Origin of the sequence: Mesorhizobium sp. M4A.F.Ca.ET.022.05.2.1, assembly GCF_003998845.1 — a bacterium.
Taxonomy (GTDB): domain Bacteria; phylum Pseudomonadota; class Alphaproteobacteria; order Rhizobiales; family Rhizobiaceae; genus Mesorhizobium.
Map to the genome: position 1 here is coordinate 1 of NZ_RZOJ01000053.1, position 24,005 is coordinate 24,005.

General features: G+C 64.4%; 23 protein-coding genes and 2 pseudogenes. 12 read left to right on the forward strand and 13 right to left on the reverse strand.

Translation table 11 applies throughout. The features are described 5' to 3' along the window. On the reverse strand, nt 1-826 hold an 826-nt coding region (locus tag EN745_RS08875), incomplete at its 3' end, for an ABC transporter substrate-binding protein (RefSeq protein WP_245487669.1). A 384-nt stretch (nt 827-1,210) separates the two neighbouring features. On the opposite strand from EN745_RS08875, the gene EN745_RS08880 reads away from it, so the two are divergent. Beyond that, the gene (locus tag EN745_RS08880; RefSeq protein WP_126058194.1) at nt 1,211-2,398 is read left to right on the forward strand and encodes a Xaa-Pro peptidase family protein; all 1,188 of its coding nucleotides are present in this window, start codon (nt 1,211-1,213) and stop codon (nt 2,396-2,398) included. 164 nt (nt 2,399-2,562) lie between these two features. Here EN745_RS08880 and EN745_RS08885 read toward each other — a convergent pair whose 3' ends face one another. The 3 genes and pseudogenes from EN745_RS08885 to EN745_RS08895 all read right to left on the reverse strand — a co-directional run bounded on the left by EN745_RS08885 (nt 2,563) and on the right by EN745_RS08895 (nt 5,057). Continuing rightward, nucleotides 2,563-2,979 (reverse strand): cupin domain-containing protein, encoded by a 417-nt coding sequence (locus EN745_RS08885; RefSeq protein ID WP_127421049.1) that lies wholly within the window; start codon nt 2,977-2,979, stop codon nt 2,563-2,565. A 4-nt stretch (nt 2,980-2,983) separates the two neighbouring features. Then, nucleotides 2,984-3,850 (reverse strand): phosphoenolpyruvate hydrolase family protein, encoded by an 867-nt coding sequence (locus EN745_RS08890; protein WP_127421050.1) that lies wholly within the window; start codon nt 3,848-3,850, stop codon nt 2,984-2,986. Nucleotides 3,851-3,861: 11 nt separating this feature from the next. After that, nucleotides 3,862-5,057 (reverse strand): annotated as a pseudogene (locus EN745_RS08895) (Tm-1-like ATP-binding domain-containing protein). 101 nt (nt 5,058-5,158) lie between these two features. On the opposite strand from EN745_RS08895, the gene EN745_RS08900 reads away from it, so the two are divergent. The 7 genes from EN745_RS08900 to EN745_RS08930 all read left to right on the forward strand — a co-directional run bounded on the left by EN745_RS08900 (nt 5,159) and on the right by EN745_RS08930 (nt 11,847). Continuing rightward, a complete protein-coding gene (locus EN745_RS08900) occupies nt 5,159-5,839 on the forward strand; it encodes a TetR/AcrR family transcriptional regulator (protein WP_127421051.1) in 681 nt (226 codons plus the stop codon). 360 nt (nt 5,840-6,199) lie between these two features. Then, nucleotides 6,200-7,516 carry an extracellular solute-binding protein gene (locus EN745_RS08905; protein WP_126058199.1) on the forward strand — a complete coding sequence of 439 codons (1,317 nt, stop codon included), beginning with the start codon at nt 6,200-6,202 and terminating at the stop codon, nt 7,514-7,516. Between the two features lie 64 nt (nt 7,517-7,580). After that, nucleotides 7,581-8,486 carry a sugar ABC transporter permease gene (locus EN745_RS08910; RefSeq protein ID WP_127421052.1) on the forward strand — a complete coding sequence of 302 codons (906 nt, stop codon included), beginning with the start codon at nt 7,581-7,583 and terminating at the stop codon, nt 8,484-8,486. A gap of 1 nt (nt 8,487) precedes the next feature. After that, nucleotides 8,488-9,444, forward strand: a complete 957-nt coding sequence (locus tag EN745_RS08915) for a carbohydrate ABC transporter permease (protein ID WP_126058201.1) — start codon at nt 8,488-8,490, stop codon at nt 9,442-9,444. Further along, nucleotides 9,441-9,662 (forward strand): hypothetical protein, encoded by a 222-nt coding sequence (locus EN745_RS08920; RefSeq protein ID WP_126058202.1) that lies wholly within the window; start codon nt 9,441-9,443, stop codon nt 9,660-9,662. Before EN745_RS08915 ends, EN745_RS08920 begins: the two co-directional genes overlap by 4 nt. Next, nucleotides 9,659-10,765, forward strand: a complete 1,107-nt coding sequence (locus EN745_RS08925) for an ABC transporter ATP-binding protein (protein ID WP_126058203.1) — start codon at nt 9,659-9,661, stop codon at nt 10,763-10,765. Before EN745_RS08920 ends, EN745_RS08925 begins: the two co-directional genes overlap by 4 nt. Continuing rightward, nucleotides 10,765-11,847, forward strand: coding sequence for an ABC transporter ATP-binding protein (locus EN745_RS08930; RefSeq protein WP_127421053.1), 1,083 nt, complete (start codon nt 10,765-10,767; stop codon nt 11,845-11,847). The genes EN745_RS08925 and EN745_RS08930 overlap by 1 nt, the downstream gene beginning before the upstream one ends. 53 nt (nt 11,848-11,900) lie before the next feature. Here EN745_RS08930 and EN745_RS08935 read toward each other — a convergent pair whose 3' ends face one another. Next, complete coding sequence (locus EN745_RS08935; protein ID WP_126058204.1) at nt 11,901-12,332, reverse strand: DUF4437 domain-containing protein; 432 nt, start codon at nt 12,330-12,332, stop codon at nt 11,901-11,903. 105 nt (nt 12,333-12,437) lie between these two features. Then, nucleotides 12,438-13,415 carry an AraC family transcriptional regulator gene (locus EN745_RS08940; RefSeq protein ID WP_126058205.1) on the reverse strand — a complete coding sequence of 326 codons (978 nt, stop codon included), beginning with the start codon at nt 13,413-13,415 and terminating at the stop codon, nt 12,438-12,440. Nucleotides 13,416-13,587: 172 nt separating this feature from the next. Here EN745_RS08940 and EN745_RS08945 point away from each other — a divergent pair, with 172 nt between their 5' ends. After that, nucleotides 13,588-14,802, forward strand: a complete 1,215-nt coding sequence (locus tag EN745_RS08945) for an MFS transporter (protein ID WP_126058206.1) — start codon at nt 13,588-13,590, stop codon at nt 14,800-14,802. 20 nt (nt 14,803-14,822) lie between these two features. Here the strand turns inward: EN745_RS08945 and EN745_RS08950 are convergent. Then, nucleotides 14,823-15,414 (reverse strand): annotated as a pseudogene (locus EN745_RS08950) (helix-turn-helix domain-containing protein). Between the two features lie 93 nt (nt 15,415-15,507). Here EN745_RS08950 and EN745_RS08955 point away from each other — a divergent pair. After that, nucleotides 15,508-16,416: an SDR family oxidoreductase gene (locus EN745_RS08955; protein ID WP_126058208.1), complete on the forward strand. Its 909-nt coding sequence runs from the start codon at nt 15,508-15,510 to the stop codon at nt 16,414-16,416. 7 nt (nt 16,417-16,423) lie between these two features. Here EN745_RS08955 and EN745_RS08960 read toward each other — a convergent pair whose 3' ends face one another. Beyond that, nucleotides 16,424-16,771, reverse strand: coding sequence for a GFA family protein (locus EN745_RS08960; RefSeq protein ID WP_126058209.1), 348 nt, complete (start codon nt 16,769-16,771; stop codon nt 16,424-16,426). Between the two features lie 142 nt (nt 16,772-16,913). On the opposite strand from EN745_RS08960, the gene EN745_RS08965 reads away from it, so the two are divergent. Continuing rightward, nucleotides 16,914-18,206, forward strand: coding sequence for an amidase (locus EN745_RS08965; protein WP_126058210.1), 1,293 nt, complete (start codon nt 16,914-16,916; stop codon nt 18,204-18,206). A 21-nt stretch (nt 18,207-18,227) separates the two neighbouring features. Here EN745_RS08965 and EN745_RS08970 read toward each other — a convergent pair whose 3' ends face one another. From EN745_RS08970 to EN745_RS08990, 5 genes are all read right to left on the reverse strand, one after another. Beyond that, entirely contained in the window at nt 18,228-18,647 is a 420-nt protein-coding gene (locus EN745_RS08970; RefSeq protein ID WP_245455378.1) for a hypothetical protein, read from the reverse strand. Between the two features lies 1 nt (nt 18,648). After that, the gene (locus tag EN745_RS08975; RefSeq protein WP_126058211.1) at nt 18,649-19,629 is read right to left on the reverse strand and encodes a hydroxyacid dehydrogenase; all 981 of its coding nucleotides are present in this window, start codon (nt 19,627-19,629) and stop codon (nt 18,649-18,651) included. Nucleotides 19,630-19,694: 65 nt separating this feature from the next. Further along, on the reverse strand, nt 19,695-20,411 hold the full coding sequence (locus EN745_RS08980; protein ID WP_126058212.1) for a FadR/GntR family transcriptional regulator: 717 nt from the start codon (nt 20,409-20,411) through the stop codon (nt 19,695-19,697). Between the two features lie 2 nt (nt 20,412-20,413). Next, a complete protein-coding gene (locus tag EN745_RS08985; protein ID WP_126058213.1) occupies nt 20,414-21,583 on the reverse strand; it encodes a mandelate racemase/muconate lactonizing enzyme family protein in 1,170 nt (389 codons plus the stop codon). Nucleotides 21,584-21,637: 54 nt separating this feature from the next. Beyond that, nucleotides 21,638-22,525, reverse strand: a complete 888-nt coding sequence (locus tag EN745_RS08990; protein WP_127421054.1) for a sugar phosphate isomerase/epimerase — start codon at nt 22,523-22,525, stop codon at nt 21,638-21,640. Between the two features lie 400 nt (nt 22,526-22,925). Between EN745_RS08990 and EN745_RS08995 the strand changes: the two genes are divergently transcribed. Then, on the forward strand, nt 22,926-23,981 hold the full coding sequence (locus EN745_RS08995) for a sugar phosphate isomerase/epimerase (RefSeq protein WP_127421055.1): 1,056 nt from the start codon (nt 22,926-22,928) through the stop codon (nt 23,979-23,981). The last annotated feature ends 24 nt before the right edge of the window (nt 23,982-24,005 follow it).

The following is a 24,005-nucleotide window of genomic DNA, read 5'->3' on the forward strand; positions in this document are numbered from 1 at the left end:
CCTTCAGGCCAGGCACCTTGGAGATGCGGTTGAGGTCGGCGAGCGGCACGGCGGAAAAGGCGGCGAGCTGGATTTCTTCCGCCTCGAGCGCCGCGGCCGCCGACGTGCGGTCCGGCAGCACCTGGTAGACGATCTCATCGAGATAGGGCTCGCCCTTGCCCCAATAGTCGGCGTTCTTCGCCAGCCGGTAGTACTGGCCGGCCTTGTATTCGGCGAATTTGTACGGGCCGGTGCCGACCGGCGCGTTGTTGGCCGGGTTCTCCTCGATCTTGCCGCTCTCATAGACATGCTTCGGCACGACGCTCGAAAGCGCCGGCAGGGCATTGCGGATCAGCTGGAACGGCGTCTGCTTGGCGAATTTGAAGATGGCGGTCAACTCGTCCGGCGTTTCGACCGCCGTCAGGTCCTTGAACACTGTGCGGCCGAGATTCTGCAGCGGCTTCCATACCTGCAGCGCCGAGAAGGCGACGTCGACGGAGGTGAATGGTTTGCCGTCATGCCACTTGACGCCGTCGCGCAGCTTGAACGTCACCGAGAGGCCATCGGCGGCGCCTTCCCATGAAAGTGCCAGGCGCGGCTGGAGCCCGTCCTTGCCGTCGAAGGAGGATTCGGCCAGCGTTTCCACCACCTTGCTGGAAATGAAGAAAACGCCGTTGGAGGCGACGATCGCCGGGTTGAGGTTGCGCGGCTCGGAGTCGGCGGCTACGACCAGCCGGCCGCCCTTCTTCGGCGTCTGCGCGCGGCCGATCACCGGCAGCGCGGTGGAGGCGAGCAGCGCCGCCGAGCCGGCAAGCACGGTGCGCCTGGAAATGGTGAGAGCTGACATGATCGACCTCCGTCCTCCGCGCCACCCGCTCGGGCGCCAATCCCTTGACGCCAGCTTGTCCACGAGCGTCGTTGCGGCAGCGATTATGAGCCTCGCCAAGGGTTTCGCCAGAGACGGATTTGGCGCATTCTGGCGTGGCTTTGAAATTTCCGTCCGCTGGACCAGTCGTTAGGCAAGCGGTTCAGTCGAACAATCTGGTAGGACCAGATGTTGCTATTGACGCGCGAGAACGCGGCATTGTGACAATCGATGACGGCCGGAAGCTGATTTCTGGCTGGACCAGAGTAGCCAAAGTGATGCAGATTTAGCCGACAGCCAAATGATCAGCCACAAAACCAGCCGGCGAGCCGGCCCGATCGGCCAGCACATTCAGGGAGAGAAAAAATGAACATCGCCCCGGGCAAGAATGCGGTCGCCATTCCATTCGACCAGGCCAGGCTGGACGGGCTGATGGAGGAAGCCGGCATCGACGTGCTGCTCGCCACCTCCAAGCACAACACGCAATATCTGCTCGGCGGCTACAAGTTCATCTTCTTCGCCGCCATGGATGCGATCGGCCACAGCCGCTACCTGCCGATCGTTGTCTACGAGAAGGGTGGGCCAGACCGCGCTGCCTATATCGGCAACCGTATGGAGGGCGCCGAGCACCAGAACAACCCGTTCTGGACACCGACCTTGCACGCCGCCTGCTGGGGCACACTGGATGCCGCCAATCTCGCCGTTGAGCATGTGCAGAAGATCGGCAAGGGCGAGGCGCGCATCGGCATCGAGCCGGCCTTCCTGCCGTCGGATGCCTACACGCTGGTTCGCAAGGCGCTGCCGGATGCGAAGCTGATCGATGCGACCGGCATGCTGGAGCGCATGCGCGCCATCAAGACCGACGCCGAGCTCGAGAGGCTGCGTGTCGCCTCCGAGCTGATCACCGATTCGATGCTGGCGACCATCCAATGGGCGCGCGAAGGCACGACCAAGACCGAGATCATCGAGCAGCTGAGGCGCGAGGAGACCAATCGCGGCGCGCATTTCGAATATTGCCTGCTGACCCTGGGCTCCAGCCACAACCGCGCGGCCTCGCCGCAAGCGTGGAAGCAGGGCGAGGTGTTGTCGATCGATTCCGGCGGCAACTACCACGGCTATATCGGCGACCTCTGCCGCATGGGGATTCTCGGCGAGCCGGACGCAGAGCTGGAGGATCTGCTGGCTGAGGTGGACGTCGTGCAGCAGGCGGCGTTTTCGAAGGTCAGGGCGGGCACGCTCGGTGGCGATATGATCGCCCATGCGGAGGGCGTGCTGAAGGCCTCGAAGGTCTCGCCTTACACGGATTTCTTCGCCCACGGCATGGGGCTCATCACGCATGAAGCGCCCTTCCTGATGACCAACCATCCGGTCACCTATGAAGGCACCTATGCCGGGAAGCCGCTGGAAAAGAACATGGTGCTGTCGGTCGAGACGACCATGCTTCACCCGACACGCGGCTTCATCAAGTTGGAGGATACTGTCGCGGTGACGGATAATGGCTACGCGATGTTCGGCGACCGGGCCAGGGGATGGAACAGGGGCGGGATTTCATAAGGCCGAAAGTCGGCGCCGCCCCTCATCCGCCTGCCGGCACCTTCTCCCCGTAGAACGGGGAGAAGAAGGCAGCTTCGGCGATTTGCGAAATCGTTGATGAAGGCGTCTTTCTCCCCGTTCTACTGTCCGGCAGGACAATGAGGGGCGGCGCCAGCCTCGAAGGTTCACTCCCCTGCCGGCAGCAGCCTGAAATCCGGCAGGTCGCGCAGCGCCAGTTCCGGGCCGGCCGGCGAATAGACGACGAAGAGCTGCATCGGCTGGTCGCCGGTGTTGAGCGTCGAATGGAAGCGGCTCTCGGGCACATAGACTGTGCAGCCGGGGCCGACTTTCGCGAACACCGGATTGCCGTCCTCGTCCTCGACCATCTGCTCGCCATGGCCGGAGATGACGAAGATGATTTCTTCGGCGCCGGGATGGTTGTGGCGGGGGTGGCCCTTGCCGGAGGGCAGGTCGACGACGCCGCCGGAAAAACGCTCCGCACCATTCACTTCGGGCGCGACCGTCAGGGCCAGCCTGCCCCAGTCGAAGCCAAAGGCGCTGACGTCCTTCGGATACACGAACACCTTGCTCTTGTCGGTCATCGTCTCATCCCTTCTTTTTCTTGATGGTCGCCTTGCCGCGGCCGACCGCGACCGCCTTGAAATCCGCCGTCTGTTTGGCGATTGCGGCCTCCGCCGGCAGCCGTTCCATCGAGCTCGCACCATAGAAGCCATGCAGCCCTTCGCAGCGCTCGAGGATGTAGCGGGCATCGTCCGGCATCGAGATCGGCCCGCCATGGCAAAGCAGGATGACGTCCTTGCGCACCGAGCGCGCGGCGTCGGCGATAGCGTCGATCTCCTTCACGCAGTGGTCGAGCGACTTCGCCGACGTGGCGCCGATCGAGCCGCCGGTCGTCACGCCCATATGGGCAACAATGATGTCGGCGCCGGCCTTTGTCATGGCGCGCGCCTCGTCGGGGTTGAAGACATAGGGCGTGGTCAGGAGGTCGTGCTTGTGCGCCTCGGCGATCATGTCGACCTCGAGCCCAAAACCCATGCCGGTTTCCTCGAAGCTCTGCCGCATGGTGCCGTCGAACAGGCCGATGGTGGGAAAGTTCTGCACACCGGAAAAGCCCATCGTCTTCAATTCGGCCAGGAACAGCGGCATGATGACGAAGGGATCGGTACCGTTGACGCCGGCCAGAACCGGCGTCTTCCTCACCACCGGCAGCACCTCATAGGCCATCTCCTTGACGATCTCGTTGGCGTTGCCATAGGCGAGCAGGCCGGCCGCCGAGCCGCGCCCGGCCATGCGGTAGCGGCCGGAATTGTAGATGATGATGAGGTCGATGCCGCCGGCTTCCTCGGCCTTGGCCGACAGGCCGGTGCCGGCGCCGCCGCCGACGATCGGCACGCCATCGGCGAGCATCTTGCGGAACTTCTCCAGTATTGTCTTGCGCGAAATTGCGGCCATGCGTCCGGGTCTCACTTCTTGACGATATCGAGGAAGGCCGCGGTCGCGGCCCTGGCGAATTCGGGATCGTTGATGTGCAGCGGCAAGCGCGTCACGATGTGTGTTGCCGTCGGACGGATCGTGCGTTCGATGGCCTCGAACAGCGCGGCATCCGCTTCCGGATCGAAGAAGGCGCCGCCGTCGATGTCGAGCGCCGAGACGCCCTTTTCGGGGATAAGGAAGTGGACCGGACCCTCGCAGCGGCTCAGCTTTTCGCCGATCCATTCGCCGATCTTGCGACATTCGTCCGGCGTCGTGCGCATCAGCGTCACGTTGGAATTGTGTTCGTAGAGCAGGCGTCCGCGATAATGCTCCGGAATGGTCGGCGGCGCCCAGAAGTTGACCATGTCGAGCGCGCCGGCCGAGCCGACATAGGGAAGTTTCGTGCGAGCGGCGGCGCCGAAGCGATCCTGCGTCGCCGGCAGCACGCCGCCGAACAGCAGGTCGCAGACCTCCGTCGTGGTTATGTCGATGATGCCGGCGAGCAAGCCGGAGTCGGCGAGCTTCTCCATCGTGCGGCCGCCGGCGCCGGTGGCGTGGAAGACCATGCAGTCATAGTTGGCGCGCAGATGGTCGGCGATGGCCGTCACGCATGGGGTGGTGACACCGAACATGGTAAGCCCAAGCGACGGTTTGCCGTAAGCGGATGGGGCCGGGTTCCGCACCATGCCCGAGATCGCCTGAGCGGCATTGTGCAGCACGACGCGCGACAGGCGGTTGAGGCCCGCCAAGTCGGTCACCGATGGCATCATGACAATGTCGGAGACGTCGACATAGGGTGCGGTGTCCCCGGAGGCGAGCGTCGAGACCATGACCTTGGGCAGGCCGAGCGGCAGTGTGCGCATGGCCGATGTGACGATCGAGGTGCCGCCGCCGCCGCCGATACCGATCATGCCGGATATGTCGCCGCGCGACTGGACGAAGCGGGCGAGGGCGAAGGCCATCGCTGCGACCGACCTGCCGCGGTCGTCGTTGCCGAGCACGGCGTCGCGGCCCTCGGGGTGATGGGCGGCTACCTCTTCGGCTGACACATCGACCGGCACGGTGGCAGCGCGCGTTCCGACGTCGACGCGGGTCACGGTAGCGCCGGTGGCGGCGATCGCGTCCGCCAGGTAGGCAAGCTCCTCGCCCTTGGTGTCGGCGGTGCCACCACGTAGATGCGCTTCATCGAGTTCCCCGTTCCCTGGCGTGTCTGGCGCCGCCGCCCGCCACTCGTTGCCCGGTCACCAAGACCATTGCAATTTTTTGAGACGCGCGTATCGTATTGACATGGATGTCTCACGTCAACAAGCCGCGCCGAACGACGACACCGTTGAGGGCCGAGCGGCCGAGCGTGGCGCGCGCGCCCGCACCAGGCGGCTGATGCTGGAGACGGCCACCAGGCTGATGCAGGGCGGCGCCACACCTTCCGTGAGCGAGGTCGCCGAGGCGGCCGAAGTGTCGCGCGCAACCGCCTATCGATATTTCCCGAGCCAGGCAGCACTGGTGCAGGCAGTGGTCGATGAGGGGCTCGGCCCTATCCTCACCTGGCGCTCGGCGTCGGACGATCCGGAGCGCAGGGTCGCCGAACTCTACGCCACCGCGATGCCGCGTATCGAGGCTTTCGAGGCGACGTTCAAGGCGGCGCTGAAACTGTCGCTGGATCAGTGGGCCAGGCGCCAGGCAGGCACGCTGGGCAATGAGCCGGCCTTCACGCGCGGGCATCGCATCGACCTCCTGAAGGATGCGATAGCGCCGCTCAAGGGCCGTTTGCCGCCGCGCGAGTTCAAGCGTCTGGCGCAGGCGCTGTCGCTGATGTTCGGCGTCGAGGTGCTGATTGTATTGAAGGACATATGGGGCCTGGACAGTCGTCGCATGATGGCGGTCGCGCAGTGGGCGGCGGGCGCGCTGGTGCGGGCGGCCGTGGCGGAATCGGAAGGCGACGCCACATCGGCGGCAACCGCAAAATAACACAAATCTGGTTGGACCAGATCGGGAGGTCAGTTATGCATAATAGTCCCGATGAGATGATCGAAACAAGGCCCGCGCGTATCAAGGAGTAGGAAAATTAAGGTAAAACAGGCAGATACCGCTGCAAATGGCTTGCCTGACCGTTCCTGATCGCTCAAGAAAGGGCTTGACGTCCCTTTAGAATTGGTAATACCAGATTAAGGCTGACAACGCGGATCGAAAGTGAGGGCTGCGATCCATTTTTCCGCCGGGCGGGGAGGCGCCCAAACCGGAAGAGTGCCATCACTGGAGGAACTACCAGGGCCGGCCTCGCCGCCGGCTCGCATGACACGGTAGAATGCGCACAAGGGAGGAAACATTATGCGCAAGATAGTGACCAGCGTCATTGCTGGTATCGGCTTAGTGCTCGCCTGTGGAACGTCTTCTTACGCGCAGGACAAGGAACTCACCATCTTCTGGGCGGAATGGGATCCGGCAAACTATCTGCAGGAACTCGTCAACGACTACACGGCCGAGACCGGGGTGAAGGTCACCGTACAGACGACGCCATGGCCAGATTTCCAGACCAAGGCCTTTACCGAGTTCAACGCGCATGGCGACGCCTACGACATGGTGGTCGGCGACTCGCAATGGCTTGGTGCCGGTTCGACGCAAGGCCACTATGTCGACCTGACGGACTTCTTCAACAAGCACAAGCTTGGCGATGTGATGGCGCCCGCTACTGTAAAGTATTATGCCGAATACCCTGGCGGTTCCGGAAAATACTGGGCGATCCCGCTTGAAGGCGATGCGATCGGCTGGTCCTATCGCAAGGACTGGTTCGAGGATCCGAAGGAGAAGGAAGCCTTCAAGGCGAAGTACAACTACGACCTCGACGTGCCGAAGACCTATGCGCAGCTGCGCGACATCGCCGAGTTCTTCCACCGTCCGGACCAGAAGCGGTACGGCGTCGCCATCTACACCGACAATTCCTATGACGCGATGGCGATGGGCGTCGAAAGCGCTATCTTCAGCTATGGCGGCGACCTCGGCGACTACGCAACTTACAAGGTCGACGGCATCACCAATTCGAAAGAGGCCGCCGCCGGCCTCGACATGTACAAGGAACTCTACAAGTTCACGCCTCCCGGTTGGGGCAAGACCTTCTTCGTGGAAGACAACCAGGCGATCACCGGCGGCCTCGCCGCGATGAGCATGAATTTCTTCGCCTTCTTCCCGCCGCTGGTAAACAAGGCCACCAACCCGTACGCCGACGTGACCGGCTTCTTCGCCAATCCGGCCGGCCCGGACGGCAAGCGCTTCGCCGCTCTCGGCGGCCAGGGAATTTCCATCGTCTCGTACTCGAAGAACCAGGAAGAGGCGACGAAGTTCCTGGAGTGGTTCATCAAGGACGAGACCCAGAAGAAGTGGGCGGACCTTGGCGGCTACACCTGCAGCCAGGCCGTGCTGAAATCGGAAGCGTTCCAGAACGCTACGCCTTACAACAAGGCGTTCTATGACACGATGTTCATGGTCAAGGACTTCTGGGCGACGCCGGAATACGCCGAGGTGCTAGATCAGCTGAACCAGAACATCTATCCGTTCGTGGTCGGCGGGAAAGGCACCGCCCAGGAAGCGCTCGACAAGACCGCCGCCGAATGGAAGGCGACGTTCACCAAGTACAATCGCTACAAATAAGCATCACATTCAGAATGCCGGAGGAGGGTTTCCCCCCGGCATTCCTGTTTCAGGGAGACGCTCGTTGGCTTCGGTAGCCCTCACACATCTCGATCCTGCCTCAAGGGCCGCAGCGCGCGGCTGGTCGGATCTGACCATCCGCAACCTGTTCATCATCCCGACGCTGGTGTTCCTGATCGTTTTCAACATCTTCCCGCTGATCTATTCGCTGGGCTATTCCTTCACGAACTTCGCGGCGAACCGGAGCGAGCCTTGGCAGTTAGTCGGCTTGCAGAATTACCGTGAGCTGCTTAGCGACGATCACATCTGGTCGAATTTCATCATCACGGCGAAATACGTCATCGTTTCGGTGGCCGGCCAGATGATCGTTGGCTTCGGCCTCGCGCTGCTGCTCAACCGCAGCTTTCCGATGAAGGGCCTCATCACCACGCTGCTGCTGTTGCCGATGATGATGTCGGCAGCTGTCGTCGGCCTGTTCTGGCAACTGCTCTACAGCCCGTCATGGGGCCCGATCAACTACGTCTTCGGCCTGGGCGACTTCGCCTGGCTGTCCAACCCCGACAGCGCGCTCTACGCCGTCGCGATCACCGATATCTGGATGTGGTCGCCCTTCGTCATGCTGCTTTCGCTCGCCGGCCTGTCGGCCGTGCCGCAGCACCTCTACGAGGCCGCGGCGATCGACCGCGCCGGTTGGTGGTACACCTTCACCCGCATCACCTTGCCGCTGGTCTCGCCGATTCTTTTGATCGCGCTGATCTTCCGCACCATGGAAGCCTTCAAGACCTTCGACATCGCCTACACGATGACGACCCAGCCGACCGCCGAACTGATTGCGATCCGGCTCTACAAGCAGGCGTTCCAGCAATGGGATACCGGCAAGTCCTGCGCGCTGGCCTACATCGTGCTGATCATGGTGCTGGCCATCACCAACCTCTACGTGAAGTACCTCAACAAGGTGAAGGAGCGCTGAGATGGCCGCCGTCCGCACTTCTTCCGAGATTGCCCTCAACCGCGCGGCAATCGTTGCGGTGCTTATCGCGACGCTGATCTTCCTCGCGCCGATCTACTGGATCGCCTCCACTGCGTTCAAGCCGAAGGAGCTGGCGGTCAGCGTGCCGCCCACCGTCCTTTTCCAGCCGGAAGTCACCCCCTTCATCCGTCTGTTCACCAAGCGCGTGCAGATGCAGAAGCCTGTCGACCCGCAAGTCTACGAGGCCGCGCCCTGGTGGGAGAAGCGCATCTATGACGGCGGCGAGCGGGTGCTGAAAGTTGGCAAGGACGTGCAGCTTTCGCAGTATCCCAACCGGTTCATGAACAGCCTGATCGTGGCGGTCATCAGCACGGTGCTCGCCGTCGGCATGGGGACCTTTACCGCCTACGGCTTCTCGCGCTTCAAGATCGCGGGCGAGGCGGACCTTCTCTTCTTCATCCTGTCAACACGCATGCTGCCGCCGGTGGTCGTGGCGATCCCGATGTTCCTGATGTACCGGATGGTCGGCCTCAACGACTCGCATATCGGCCTGATCATCCTCTACGTCGCCTTCAACCTGTCCTTCTCAGTCTGGCTGATGAAGGGCTTCATGGACGAGATCCCGAAGGAATACGAGGAGGCGGCGCTGGTCGACGGCTACACCCGCATGCAGGCCTTCTTCAAGATCGTGCTGCCGGAAGCGGCGACCGGTATCGCTGCCACCGCAGTGTTCTGCTTCATCACAGCCTGGAACGAGTACGCCTTTGCGCTGATCATGACCAACCGACGCGCCCAGACGGCGCCGCCCTTCATCCCCAGCCAGATTGGCTCGGGCCTGCCGGACTGGACCACGATCGCCGCGGGCACCTTCCTGTTCCTGCTGCCGGTCGCAATCTTCACCTTCCTGTTGCGCAACCACCTGCTTCGCGGCGTCACCTTCGGAGCGATCCGCAAATGAGTTTTCGCGCGGTCAACCAGAAATACCTGTTGCCGGCCTCGCAGATTCTCATGGTGCTGGGCATCATTGCGCTCTGCCAGCCATGGAGCCTCGGCCTGCATTCCTATGGCGTGACGATCATCCTGATCGGCCTGATCGGCTTCAACATCACGTCAAAGATAGCGCCGGAGCGCCCGGAGGAAACCGGCGCCGCGATGCACGAGGGGGCACGGCAGTGACGCAGATCGAACTTCGCGGCATCGAGAAATTCTTCGGCGCCGTTCAGGTCATCCACAATCTGAACCTCGCCATCGCCGACAACGAGTTTATCGTGCTGCTTGGCCAGTCGGGCTGCGGCAAGACCACGACGCTGCGTGCGATTGCGGGGCTCGAAACGATCGACCAGGGCGACATCCTGATCGACGGCAAGGCCGTGCAGCACCTCAAGGCTGCCGACCGCGACATCGCCATGGTGTTCCAGTCGTTTTCGCTCTACCCGCACATGACGGTGTTCGAGAATATCGCCTTTCCGTTGCGCGCAACGCGCATGGGAAGCGGCGAGGTCGACACGTCGGTTCGCGAGGTCGCCCGGGTTCTGCGGATCACCGACCTGCTCGGCAAGAGGCCGTCGGCGCTATCCGGCGGCGACATGCAGCGCGTGGCGATCGGCCGGGCGCTGGTGCGGCGCCCGAAGGCGATGCTGATGGACGAACCGATCGGCGCGCTCGACGCCAAGCTGCGCGAGGAGATGCGGGCCGAGATCAAGCGGCTGCACATCAAGCAGGGTTCGACCACGATCTACGTCACGCACGACCAGATCGAGGCGATGAGCCTGGCCGACCGCATCGTCATCATGCATGAAGGATTCATCCAGCAGGTTGGCACGCCGGACGAGGTCTATTCGCATCCCGCCAACCTGTTCGTGGCCCAGTTCGTCGGCAGTCCAGTGATGAACGTCGCCGAAGCGTCTGTCTCCGAAAAGGCGTCGGCCGCCTCGGTCACCGTCGGCGATGCGCCCGCGGGTTTCGAGTTCCCGAGCGCGCTCTTGTCGAAGCTCAACGGCCACGCAGCCAATGGCGGCCTGACGCTGGGTATCCGGCCGGAAGGCGTGCTCGTCCGGCGCGATGCTGCGCCGGGCTACATGCCGGTTGAGGCGCATATCATCGAACCGCTTGGCTCCTTCGACATCGTCGATCTCAAGGTCGGCTCCCAGATGCTGCGCGCCCGCACCAAGGCCGGCTACGTCGCCGGACCGGGCGAAAAGGTCCACGCCCGCATCGATCCGGAGCAGGCGCATTTCTTCGATACGGCAAGCGGCAAGTCGCTAGGAGTAAGGCTGTAATGGCCCATATCGAACTCAAGAACATCACCAAGACGTTCGGCAATCACACCGCACTGACGGGCCTCGACCTCGAAATCGCCGACGGCGAGTTCTTCGTGCTGCTCGGCGAGACCGGCGCCGGCAAGACGACGACGCTGCGACTGATTGCCGGGCTCGAGAAGCCGACCGAAGGCCAGGTCTTCATCGACGGCGTCGATGTCGCCGACTGGGGGGCGGCCGAGCGCGACGTGGCGCTGGTGCTGCAGCAATATTCGCTCTACCCGCGCTACACGGTGCGCGAGAACCTTGAATTCCCGCTGAAGCCGAAGATCCGCCGTCTGCCGGACGCCGAGATCAAGGATCGCGTCGCGCGCGCCGCCCGCACGCTCCGCATCGAGCATCTGCTCGACCGCAAGACCGACCGGCTGTCAGGCGGCGAGATGCAGCGCGTCTCGATCGGCCGGGCCATCGTGCGCAAGCCGCGCGTGTTCCTGATGGACGAGCCGCTGTCGGCGCTCGACGCCAAATTGCGCGAGGCGCTGCGCACCGAACTGAAGAACCTGCAGATGCAGCTCGGCGCCACCTTCCTCTTCGTCACCCACGACCAGATCGAGGCGATGTCGATGGGTGACAAGGTCGGCGTGCTCAATCATGGCCGCATCGTCCAGACCGGCACGCCGCAGGAGATCTACAACAATCCGCGCGACACCTATGTGGCGAGCTTCGTCGGCTCGCCGCCGATGAACCTTATCGACGGCAAGCTGGTCGACAACCGGGCAGTGATGGCGCCGATGAATTTCGAACTGCCGCTTTCAGGGGGAGGAGCCGGCAATGCGGTCGACGGTCGCCCGCTCGTCTTCGGCATCCGTCCGGAGGACGTCTATCTGGAGAGCGGCGCGCCGGTCGAGGCACGCGTCCACGACGTCGAGAACCACGGCGTCGAAAAGATCGTGACGCTGAGAGTCGGCGACGCGATGCTGAGAGCCACTGTGCCGGCAAGGACTGCCGTCGAGATCGAACAGCCTGTGCGCTTTGCCTGGAATCCGGACAGGGTGGTGATGTTCGACAAGGGCAGCGGCGTGAGTCTGCGGCACGCCAGCTAGGCGGACGGTCCCTTCAAGCTACCGGGGCAGGCAGGCGCGCGGGCCCCTTTGCCCTACCTCGGCAGATAGGTCTCGTACGGCGTGTCGTTGATCAGCAGGATCACGCACTCCGTGTCCGAGAGGCAGGCATCGTCGTGCATCTCATTGGCCTTCTGGGTCCAGTAGGACCCTGGCGGCAACGCGACCTTGGTCGCCTCGCCGCCATCCATCTGCCAGTGCGCCCACAGCCCCTGAATGACCACGGCGCGATAGTCCGCGGTATGCGCGTGAACAGGCGCGCGCCAGTTGCCGGGAACTTTGAGCAAGGTTCCCGCCGGGCCCTTTGCACGCTCGCCCCATAGCGGGCCGAGGCGCTGCGGCTGGTCAGGCGCCTCGACAGCATAAGGGATCTTGCTCGCCGGCAGGTAGCTGTCTTCGAGGGCGAATGCCCGCCCCGGAAAGACGGTGAGCGCGGCGAGCGCAAGCAAGGCTGGGTGATTGACCATGGCGGGTTCCTCCGCCGGCCAGCTTAAGCTGCCCCCGCCGGCAGGGAATGACGCTGCGTCCAAAACACTTGGCAATTCCTCCAGGCGACAGGAACCGACCCGCGTTCAGGCGACCGGGCTGTCGTCGCCGTCGCCGGTGTTGCGCAGATGGCTCGGCGCCACGCCCATGACGCGCTTGAAGGCGCGGCTGAAGGACGCCTCGGAATCATAGCCCAGCCTTGTCGCGGCCACCGAAACCCGCATGCCGTCGCGGGCCAGCCATTGCCGCGCCTGGTGCATGCGAACGCTGAGCACATATTTGGCCGGCGTCTCGCCGACCACGGTGGCGAAGCGCTGGGCGAAGGCGGAACGCGAGGCTCCCATCATCCGCGCCAGCGCCTCGACCGTCCAGTCGCGGTCCGGCTGCAGGTGGATGGCGGCCAGCACCTTGCCGACATCCGGACTGCGGACGGCGGCGATCCATCCGGTGGCATCGCCGCAGCCGTTCTCCACCCAGGAGCGGATGATGGTGGCGGCCAGCACATCGGCAAGGCGCGCCAGGATGCCGCCGGAGCCGACCCGGTCCATCGTCACCTCGCCGGCCATCGCATCGAGCAGGTGCTGGATGCCCGGAGCGTTCGCCATCAGCTTACGTGCCTGCATCAGGTCCGGCATCATGTCGAGCAGCGGATGCGAGCCGTCGAGATTGAAATGCATGCTGCCGCAGAACAGCAGGGTCTTGCAGCCATCGCAGCCATTGGAGACGTCGTAGATGTTCTCGCAAACCGGCTCGATGCTGTAGCGGCCGATCGGCACGGCAGGCACGCCCGGCGCGCTGGCCAGAACGTGCTCGTCGCCGCGCGGGATCAGCAGCGCGTCGCCGACCGACAGCTCGATCCATTCCTTCGCCGGCGAGAACAGCCAGCAGCCTTGCTGGCCGATGAAGTGGAAGCGCGCCGCCTTCTGCGCGGGAAAGGACACCGCCCAGGGTTCCCCCAGCACGCAGCGACCATAGTCGACGCCGTCGAGGCGGAGGCCGCGTAGCATGTCGGTCAAAGGATCGCCGGAAGCCGGCAGTGCGGTTCTGGACGAATTGTAATTCATTTCGGCGTTTCTAGCATGGAAACTCCATCGCGTCACTTCCTATGTTGCATGTCAGCCAAATGTTGCGCCGCAAACAAGTCGGACTGGCAGAGCGCGCCCGCGAAGCATGTAACGGGTGGAGGCCGAGCCGGTCATTTCCTAAGTGGCGCGCAAACAGATCGGAGATTTAGCCATGACCGAACCCACCACGGGCGTCATCGACGCCGCTGTTCTAGACAGCGCCGACTCTCAAGAACGATCAGAGCCTGCTTGGGGCGCGGTGGTGTCGCTGGCGCTCGGGGTGTTCGGCCTTGTGACTGCGGAATTCCTGCCGGCCAGCCTGCTGACGCGGCTGGCGCAGGACCTCGGCGTCAGCGAGGGCGCGGCCGGGCAAGCGGTGACGGCGACGGCGGTGGTCGGCGCGATCGCGGCGCCGACCATGGCCATCGTCACCAAGCGGCTCGACCGCCGGCTGGTGATGTGGATGCTGACGGTTCTGCTCATCGTCTCCAATCTGCTCGCAGCCTTTGCTTCCTCGCTGACCATGCTGCTTCTGGCCCGGGTGGTTCTCGGCGTCGCGCTCGGCGGCTTCTGGTCGATGTCGGCGGCGATGGCGCTGAGGCTCGTGCCGATGCGGCTGATGCCGCGCGCCATGTCGATCATCCTCACCGGCGTTTCGGTCGCCACCGTCACCGCCGCGCCGGTCGGCGCCTATGTCGGCGATGTCTGGGGCTGGCGCACCGCCTTCATGATCGCGGCCGTCGTCGGCGCGCTGGCGCTCTTGGTGCAGCTTGCCACCATCCCGCGGCTGCCGCCGGCCGGCGTGGCCAGCGTGCGCACCTTGCTGGAGGTCTTGAAGCGGCCGATGATCAGGGCGGCGCTGCTGGTCGTGCTGCTGGTCGCCTCGGGTCACTTTGCCGGCTTCACCTATGTGCGCCCGTATCTCGAGGTGGTTCCGGTGCTGCCGATCGAGACGATCTCGCTGGTGCTGCTCGGCTACGGCATCGGCGGCTTCTTCGGCAACTTCGCCGGCGGCTTCATGGCCGAGCGCAACCTGAAGGCCGCGGTCGCCCTGGCGCCGCTGCTGATTGCCGTGTCGGCGCTGGTGCTGCTCACCCTTGGCGCCTCGCCGGTGACGGCGGCGATCGCCGTCGCCGCCTGGGGCTTCGCCTTCGGCGCGGTGCCGGTCGGGCTGCAGACCTGGCTGGTGCGCGCGGCGCCGGACGAGGCCGAAAGCGCCGGCGGGCTGATGGTCGCCACGTTCCAGGTGGCGATCGCGCTCGGCGCCGTCTTCGGCGGCCTGCTGGTCGACCATGCCGGCGTCGCCAGCGCCTTCGCCTATTGCGGCATCGCAACGCTGCTGGCGGCCCTGGTGGCGGTGCTGATGGGGCCGAAGCGCGCGGGCTAGCCAGCCCCCGCGCGATCATCCTACATCGGCCCGGCAGCCGCCCGGGCCGATGTCGCCGTGATCGCCGCCACGAAGCGCTCCAGGCTGTGCTCGACATAGGCGGTCAGCTCCATTTCGGGATCGAAGCTCCACCACAGCAGCGAGCCCTGCCAGTGCGACGCCATCAGCAGGCCGATGTCCTGAGGCATGCCGGGTATACCGGCGAAACAGTCGGCGAGCACCTTGCTTAGCGCCGCTTTCCAGGCGGCGCCACGTGCCCGCAGCACGGGATCGCGCAGGTCCTCGCGCAGCACCAGCAAACCTTCGGCATAGGATTCGATGTCGCCATAGCCGCTGGATAGACCACCCAACAACCGGATGGCCCCGGCCGGGGTCCTCGGCGTCGAGGCGGACAGCGCTTCGGTTTTCCGGTCGAGCCCATCCCAGGCATAAAGCAGCGTGCGTTGCTTCAGCTGCGCCTTGCTCCCGAAGCGCTGCACCAGCGTCGACCCCCGATAGGCCGCATGCCCGCGCCAGCCGCTCGAAGGTCAGCGCCTCCGGGCCTTCGGCGTGCATCAGCCGGTAGGCGACCTCCAGCACCTGCTCGTCGGGTTGCGTTTTCGGCCGGGTCATCTTGACATCCATTTATAAACGAATGATCATTTATAAATTAGGAGCGCAGCAGGCGCCAGCCCTCGTTGTGGTGTTTTGGTTCGGGAGGTTTCGATGATGCTTGAAGGGAAGGTCGCCCTTGTCGCCGGCGCAACGCGCGGTGCCGGCCGTGGCATCGCGGTCGAGCTCGGCGCCGCCGGCGCCACCGTCTATGTCACCGGGCGCACGACGCGGACGCAACAGTCGGACTATGGCCGTCCGGAGACGATCGAGGAAACGGCTGAGCTGGTCACGGCGCAAGGCGGCAAGGGCATTGCCGTCCAGGTCGATCATCTGATTGCTGACGATGTGCGCGAACTGGTCGAGCGTATCCGTGCCGAGCAGGGCCGTCTCGATGTCCTGGTCAACGATCTGTGGGGCGGCGAGAAGCTGTTCGAGTGGAACAAGCCGGTCTGGGACCACGATCTCGAGAACGGCTTGCGCCTGCTGCGCCTGGCCATCGACACGCATCTGATCACCGCGCACCACGCGCTGCCGCTGATGATCGAGCGGCCGGGCGGGCTGCATGTCGAAGTCACCGACGGCACGGCCGAATACAATGCAGACCACTACCGGCTGTCGCCATTCTACGACCTCGCCAAGGTGGCGGCGACGCGCATGGCATGGGCGCACGCCAAGGACCTCGCGCCACATGGCGCCACGTCGGTCTCGCTGACGCCCGGCTGGCTGCGTTCCGAAATGATGCTGGAGGCCTTCGGCGTCAGCGAGGCGAACTGGCGCGACGCGACCGCCAAGGTACCGCATTTCGTCATTTCGGAGACGCCGCGCTTCGTCGGCCGCGCCGTCGTGGCGCTGGCCGCGGATCCGGAGCGGTCGCGCTGGAACGGGCAGTCGCTGTCCAGCGGCGGGCTGGCGCAAGTCTATGGCTTCACCGATCTCGATGGTTCGCGCCCGGATGCCTGGCGCTATGTCCCGGAGGTCCAGGATGCCGGCAAGCCGGCCGATGCGACCGGGTATCGCTAGAATTGCGCTAGGCCGAGCGACCGTCGAAGTCGAAGATCTGGACGGAGGCAAGGTCGATCCCGTCGAGGCAATTGATGTTGACATAGGCGCTGCGTTCGCTGCCGTCGCCGACGTCCTCGGCGAAGGGATGGATGCCGCAAAAGCGGCAGAAGCGATGGGCGATGGCGCCCTTGCCAAAGGTGTAACGGCCGAGGTCGTCGCCCCAGGCGAGCAGCCGCAGGTTCCGATGCGGCACCGCCCAGAGCAATGCCGCCTTGCGGGCGCAGATCGAGCAGTTGCAGCGCACGGCCCCGCCGAGCTCGCCTTCGACCTCGAACGCCACCTTGCCGCAGTGGCAGCCGCCTTTGTAGAGCATCGTTCCTTCTCCCCTTCGGCCCGGCAGTGCAAATATGCCTGATCCAACTCATTGTTGGAGCATGATCTTTCCGAAAACCGGTTCCCACTTCTCGGGATCATGCTCTAAAGACGCTGCAGCCTTGCGGAGTCCGACACCGAAAATGCAATCAGTCCGCGATCATCTCGAAATTCTGCTGTCGCGTCTCGCGACCCGCGCGAGCGACGAGTGCGTGTTCGTGCGACTGTACCCGGAGGCAGCGCGAGCAGCCGCCGACGCCAGCGATGCGCGGCGGAAGGCCGGCGTGACGCTCGGACCGCTCGACGGCACGATCGTCTCGATCAAGGACCTGTTCGACGTCGCCGGCGAGGCGACCACGGCCGGATCGCTGATGCTCAAGACCGCCGCGCCCGCCTTGCGCGACGCCGCCGTCGTCAGCCGGCTGCGCCAGGCGGGCGCGGTCATCCTCGGCAAGACCAACATGACCGAGTTCGCCTTCACCGCGATCGGTACCAACCAGCATTACGGCACGCCCGGCAATGCCACCGACGCCAGCCTGATACCGGGCGGTTCGTCCTCGGGCGCCGGCGTCTCGGTCGGCGAAGGTACCTGTGACATCGCCATCGGCTCCGACACCGGCGGTTCGGTGCGCATACCGGCATCGCTGAACGGCGTCATCGGTTTCAAGCCAACGGCGCGTCGGGTGCCGCTGACGGGTGCCTATCCGTTGTCCGCGACGCTGGATTCGATCGGACCGCTGGCGCTGAGCGTCGCCGCCTGTGCCGTCGCCGATGCGGTGATGGCGGCTGAGGAGGTGCCCCCGCTGCATCTGCCGTTGCCACTTGCCGGACTTCGTGTCGGTATCCCGCGCGGCGTTCCTTTCGAGGACACCGAAAGCGAGGTGGCGACCGCGTTCGAAAGATGCCTGGGCCAGGTCGAGCGGGCCGGCGCGCGGGTTGCGGACCTGTCGATCGACGACCTGCTCGCCGAGATGCGGGCGGCGACCAGGCGCGCGACGATCGCGTCAATGGAAGGCGCCGAGGTCCATGCCGACTGGCTGGCGACAGGCGCTTCCGTGCCGGTCGATCCGCATGTCAGCGGGCCGTTGTCGCGCGCGCTGGCCATCCCCGCGTCGGTCTATATCCGGACAATCCGGCGCCGCAAGGCGCTGGCCTCAGCGATGGACGAGCGGCTGGCCGCGGTCGATGTGCTGGCCCTGCCGACGACGCCGGTGGCGGCGCCGACCATCGCCTTGATGGCTAGCGACGCGGCGCTGCGCGAGCGGACCGAAGGCCTGCTGTTGCGCAACACCCAGGTCGCCAACCAGTTCGATCTCTGCGCCATCTCTGTGCCGATGCCTGGAACGGCGCGTCCGGCCGGGTTGATGCTGGTGGCCCGCAACGGCCATGACCGCCATCTGCTGCGCATCGCGGCAGAAATGGAGCGGCTGCTCTGACGAGCAGCGTGCCCACGGCAATCAGTGCGCCGCGCAGCGCCTGCGCTCGGCTTTGCCAGAGGCGCGTTCGATACGCGTAACGACCAGCATGGGCGGCTCGTTCGGCTCACCGCGATGCTGGATCGATCCTCTGACGACGAGCTTTCCCGCGTGGAGCTTGTCTGATGTATCGGGTGCGGCCCTGTCTTGCAGCGGCAATTCGGTGGTGTTGAGTGCCACGCCTTTGACGACCTTGCCGGTGCCCAGATCCAGCGCGTTGCCTGAGGGACAAGGGGCTCTGAAGCAGACGAGTCCATTGCTGCAGTAGACATAGTCGCTGCTCTCTGTCGCAGCGAGTGTGGGCGAGGCCGCGATCGAACATGCGGCGAGAACCAAGGATGCCAAGCGACGATTCAACATGGCTTCAGCGTCACCAAGAATTGAGGCGGAAGCGCGGTGCATTTCACCTGTCGGCCGGAAACCGTCGACGGTAGTGGTCGACCACGTCCGGATTGCGCAGATTTGCCGGCAGCTTGCCGGCCAGCACCAGCAGCGCCTCGCCCGCCGCGCCGACGCCCATGCGCATCATCGACTCCTCGGTGATCCCGGCCATATGCGGGGTGACGATGACATTGTCGAAGCTGAAATAGGGATGGTTCGGCGGCAGCGGCTGCGTCGCAAAGACGTCGAGCGCGGCACCGCCGATGCTGCCCTTGCGCAAGGCTTCGATCAGCGCATCGTCGTCGACCACCGGCCCGCGCGAGACGTTGATCAGCAGTGCGTTCGGCTTCATGCGCGAAATGCGCTCGCGGCTGATCAGGCCGCGCGTCTCCGGCGTCAGCGGACAGCAAAGCACGATGATGTCGCTCTGCTCGACCAGCGCGTCGATCGACAGGAAACCGACCTTGTCGGGCGCCGGGCGCATACTGCGCGTCGTTGCCACGACATTGAGGTCGAAGCCGTGCGCGGCGATATGGCCGACCGCCTGGCCGACCGCTCCGAGGCCGACAATGCCGATGGTCTTACCGGCGAGCTCGGTGTTGGCGTTGGCATGGTCGCGTCCGGCGAGCCAGCCCTTGGCGCGCAGGTCGCGGTCGACCATGCGAAAACGCCGAAGCAAGGCCAGCGTCACGAACATCACGTGCTCGGCGACCGAGCGCGCATTGACCGCCGGCACGTTCGCCACCAGCACGCCGGCTGACGTTGCCGCCTCGACCGGGATCATGTCCAGCCCAGCGCCATGACGGATCGCGGCGCGCAGCTTCGCGGCGCCGCCGAAGAGCTCAGGTGGCAGCGGCGCACGGACGATGACGATATCAGCATCCTTCGCCTCGGCGGCAAGCGTTTTGCCATCGAGGGCGGAAGCGACGACCAGCTTGCCTGCCCCGGCCAGCATGGCGGAGGCGCGCGGATGCAGCGGGTGCGTCGACAGGATTCTGGGCATGTGGCTCCCGTTTGTTTGCCGCATTTCTGCGATGCCAAGCGATGCCGCTTGGGCTGCAAAATGCTCTAGGCCTTTTCGAGCGCCGGGCTTGTCGGCTCCGTCCCACGCCCCTCGATCAGGCCCTTCCAATAGCTTTCGGCGCCTTGCAGATGGGCGTTCATCAGCGCCTGGGCGAGGTTGCCGTCGCGGCGCAGCAGCGCCTCGTAGATCTGGATATGCTCTGCATGCGAGCGCACGCTGCGCTCGGGATCGTTGAAATAGATCGGCAGGCGCTGCTCGCCCATCAGGTAGTAGACGCTGCAGATGTTGTGGAAGATGCCGTTCTTGGTGGCGCGCACGATCTCGAGGTGGAACTCGCGGTCTTCCTTGGCCAGACCCTCGCCGGCGGCGATACGCTCCTCCGAGGCTTTCAGGATCTCGCGCAGCCGCTCGAAATTCTCCTCGGTGGCGCGTGAGCAGGCAAGCTCGGCGGCCTTGATCTCGTGGATCTTGCGCAACTCGACCGTTTCGTAGATCTGGATCGGATCGAGCGGCAGGCCGGCGCGGGCGAAAAGGGCCAACGCCTCGACGCTCGCCTGCTTGGTGTCGACATAGATGCCGGATTTGGCGCGGCGTTCGACGATCCGCATGGCTTCCAGGATGGCCAGCGCTTCGCGGATCTGGCCGCGGCTGACGGCGAAGTGCTCGGCCAGTTCGCGCTCCGACGGCGTGCGACCCGTCTCCTTGTCCGATTTGGAGAACAGATAGGCGGCGAGTTCCGCGAGAAGGTTCTTTTCTTTCATCGTCAGCAGCGTTGCGCGTTCGCCTCCAGGAATCGCTCCGAGATTGTGAATCCCAATCCGGGCTTTTCAGGGATCGCTATCATACCGTCCTTTGCTTCGACAGTCTCTTCGATAAGATCGTGGATCATCGGGTTGGCGCCGAGCGAGTATTCGACGGTGAAGCTCGCCGGCGAGGCGGCGCAGACATGCAGACCGGCAAAGAAGCAGGGCGCGCCGGCCCACAGATGCGGGGCAAAGCGCAGGTTGAAGGCGCTGGCGATGGTGCCGATCTTCATCGCTTCGCTGATGCCGCCGCAGAAGGCGGGGTCCGGCTGGAAAATGTCAGCCGACTTCAGAACGGCGAGGTCGCGGAAGGCATAGCGCGTCGCCTCGCTTTCACCGGTGGCGATCGGGATCGAGCTCGAGGCGCGAACTTCGGCCATGCCCGGCTTGTCGTCGGCGATCACCGGCTCCTCGAACCAGGCGAGGTCGAGGTCGCCGGCAAGCTGGATGAAGCGCTTTGCCTCGGCCACCGTATAAGTGCCATGCGCGTCGACCATCAGCTCGACGTCGGCGCCGAGGGCCTCTCTCGCCGCGCGGACGCGCCCTGCGGAAATATGCGGGGCGCCGTCCATGGCGCCGATACGCATCTTCAGTGCCTTGAAGCCGCCCTTGGCGATGTAGGATTTGAGCTGCTCGCCGATGGTCTCGGCCGGCGCCCAGCCGCCGGAAGCATAGGCTTGCATGCGCTCGACCTTGCGGCCACCAAGCAGCCGCCAGATCGGCTGGCCGAGCGACTTGCCGAGAATGTCCCAGAGCGCGATGTCGACGGCGCTGATGGCGGCCACGCTCATGCCGCGCCGCGCCAGTTGCGGCATGGCATGTCCGCCATGGGCCGCCGTGTGGTGGCGCACGCCGTTGTAGAGCATCTCCCAGATGACGCCGATGTCGGTCGGGTCGCGGCCGATGAGCTGCGGGCCGACTTCATGGTTCAGCATGTGGACCAGGGCACCATAGCTGCCGGCGCTGCCGGCGGCGTTCTTGCCTTCGCCCCAGCCGACCAGGCCGTCATCGGTCTCGATGCGCAGAATGGCGGCGTCGAACGTCGTCACCTGACCGAAGTCGCTGCGATGCTGCTTCGCGGCTTCGATCGGTATGCGAACCCACCAGGCTTGGACCGTCTTGATGCGCATGGTCATCCCCGGCCCCGCCGCAGAAAGGCGGAAGGGCGTCTCTCTTTGGATCGGCTACCTGATCAGCGGCAGCAGCGTTTCGGCGGTGATGCGCATCTGGTCGGTGTAGAACTTCTCCGTCAGCACGCTGGAACCGTGATCCTGGATGAACTTCAGCTGCTCTGGCGAGATGTCGACCGGATGGCGCTCGACCATGTCGGGATAGGGCGCGGCCGGCGTGCGGTCGACAGGGGCGACGAACTCATTGGTCAGCGCGCCGTCATAGCCGATCTCCTTCAGCGTGCGCACGATCCGCGGCCAGTCGATCTGGCCGAGGCCGGCGGCGAAGCGGTTGTTGTCGGCGACGTGGAAGTCGAACAGGCGCTTGCCGACCTGACGGATGGCGTCATAGACGTTAAATTCCTCCATGTGGATGTGATAGGCGTCGAGGCAGACGCCGCATTCCGGGCTGACCGCGTCGGCGAGCGCGAGCGCCTGGGCGCCACGGTTGAACAGATAGGTCTCGAAGCGGTTGAGCGGCTCGACCGCGACCTTGACGCCGACCTTCTTGGCGTGGGCGAAGCACTCGCGGGTGGCGTCGACCACCCAGCCCCATTCCTCCGCCTCGGTGCCGTCGGGCACTACCTTGCCGACGGTGGCGGGAACCAGCGTGATGATCTCACCATCGAGCTCGCTGACCATGGTCAGCACGTCCTTGACGTACTGCACCGAACGCTCGCGCTGGCCCTGGTCCTTGGCGGCGAGGTTGCGTTCGCCCAGCATCAGCGTCACCGAGCCCCAGCAGCGGATGCCGTGCTCCTTCAAGAGCGCGCGCGTCTCCCTGGTCTTGTACTGCTCGGGCTCGCCGGAGATCTCGATCGACTCATAGCCGAATTTCTTGATGCGCTTCAGCGTCACTTCCAACGGCTCCGCCCGCATCCAGTTGTGCGTCGAAAGATGCATGGTCTATCCTTCCCAGAATTCGCCTGTCACGTTTCCCACGACGTGGCTCGAGCAAAGCCCGCCGTGCGATTCCTCCCCAAGGTGCTCCAGTGTCTTTCTGGCAAACTGGTTCGACCAATTGGGCCTGATGCGAGGTCTACCGCAAATTCATCTGCACGGCAAGAAGTCGCGTGCGGCGATGTCATGCTCTGCTTACTTCTTTGAATAATCTAACATATTTTCACAGTTTGTGACGAACGAAAGCGCTTCCGGCGCCTGTTCGGCCGCTTGACCAAATGTTGATATTTGGTCATACCAGAATGACGGCGCGTACTGGCGCCGACAGGAAAACACCAAACGGGCTGGCCCTGCTTTCAATCAGCGCTATGCTTGGTCGTCAAAAGAGAGAGGGAGGATGCCGATGCCGTCGACGATGAAGGGTCCCGGTCTGTTTCTGGCGCAGTTCGCGGGCGATGCCGCGCCGTTCAATTCGCTGCCGTCGATCACCAAATGGGCAGCCGGCCTCGGCTACAAGGGAGTGCAGATACCGACTTGGGACGCGCGGCTGTTCGACCTGGAGAAGGCGGCGACCTCCAAGGCCTATTGCGACGAGGTGAAAGGCATCTGCGCCGATGCCGGCGTCGAGATCACCGAGCTCTCGACGCATCTTCAGGGGCAACTGGTGGCGGTGCATCCGGCCTATGACGCGCAATTCGATGGCTTCGCGCCGGCGGCCGTCCACAACAATCCGAAAGCCCGGCAGCAATGGGCGGTCGAGCAGATGGAATTCGGTGCCAAGGCATCGAAAAATCTGGGGCTCAAGGCCTCGGTCTCCTTCTCCGGAGCGCTGGCCTTCCCCTACCTTTACCCATGGCCGCAGCGGCCAGCCGGCCTGATCGAGGAGGCTTTCGCCGAGCTCGGCAAACGCTGGAAGCCGATCCTCGACGTCTATGACGAGAACGGTGTCGACATCGGCTATGAGATCCATCCGGGCGAGGATGTGTTCGACGGCGCCACTTTCGAGATGTTCCTCGACGCGGTGGGCGGCCACAAGCGCTGCAACATCAATTACGACCCGTCGCACTTCCTCTTGCAGCAGCTCGACTATCTCGAATTCATCGACATCTACCACGAGCGTATCAAGGCGTTTCACGCCAAGGACGCCGAGTTCAACCCGACCGGGCGGCAAGGCATCTATTCCGGCTATCAGGGCTGGGTAAACCGCGCCGGGCGGTTCCGTTCGCTCGGCGACGGGCAGGTCGATTTCGGCGGCATCTTCTCCAAGCTCACCCAGTACGGTTACGATTCCTGGGCGGTGCTGGAATGGGAATGCTGTCTAAAGCATCCGGAGGATGGTGCTGCCGAAGGCGCGCCCTTCATCCAGCACCACATTATCCGGGTGACGGAGAAGGCCTTCGACGATTTCGCCGGCGGCGCAACCGACAAGAAGGCGCTGCGCGCGATGATGGGAATCTAATACCGCTTTCCCTCCCCCTGGGGG